Raw genomic sequence first — 577 nt, forward strand, 5'->3', positions numbered from 1 at the left:
GCGATCGAGATGTACATGAATAGCATGGGCATTCGGGCGATCGGCCGGGTGCTGGAGGCATCGCCTGCAACGGTCCTGAACTGGATCCGCAAGGAGCATGCTGCCTTGCAGCGCAAAGTGGCCCAGGCCGAGCCGATGGACACCGCCATGTCCGATGTCATCGAGATGGACGAGATCTACACTTATGTCCAAAAAAACAGCAGCGGGCAGTGATCTGGACGGCCTATAGCCGTCGCCACCGCCGGGTCGTCGCATACCATATCGGCGATCAGGGCGTGCGCAGTGCCATGGCCATCTACGCTTTGGCCAAGGCGACCGTCGGCCAGATAAGCACCATCTTCACCGATGCCAACTCCTGCTATCATCTGGCCTTCGAGCGGATCGAGGCGGACGAACCGCATTGGCAGACCAAGGCGCAGACCCACCTCATCGAGTCCTCGAACGCCTCGTTCCGCGACATGCTGGCCCGCTTCAACCGGAAAACAAAGCGCGCATCAAAGACACTCGAAATGCTCCAGATCACACTCGACATCTTCCTCGCAAGAAAACGCCTCGCGAGTCCAACATGAACACTCCC

1 protein-coding gene and 1 pseudogene are annotated in these 577 nt (G+C 59.1%); both read left to right on the forward strand.

All coding sequences use genetic code 11. The features are described from left to right. Positions 1 to 213: pseudogene (locus AC1Q6Z_RS35275) on the forward strand (IS1-like element ISCaa1 family transposase); the annotation flags it as partial. Then, positions 210 to 569 carry an IS1 family transposase gene (locus AC1Q6Z_RS35280; RefSeq protein ID WP_492650751.1) on the forward strand — a complete coding sequence of 120 codons (360 nt, stop codon included), beginning with the start codon at positions 210 to 212 and terminating at the stop codon, positions 567 to 569. The pseudogene AC1Q6Z_RS35275 and the gene AC1Q6Z_RS35280, both read left to right, overlap by 4 nt. Positions 570 to 577: the final 8 nt, after the last annotated feature.

The organism is Shinella sp. GW835-FHT14H05 (genome assembly GCF_058793575.1).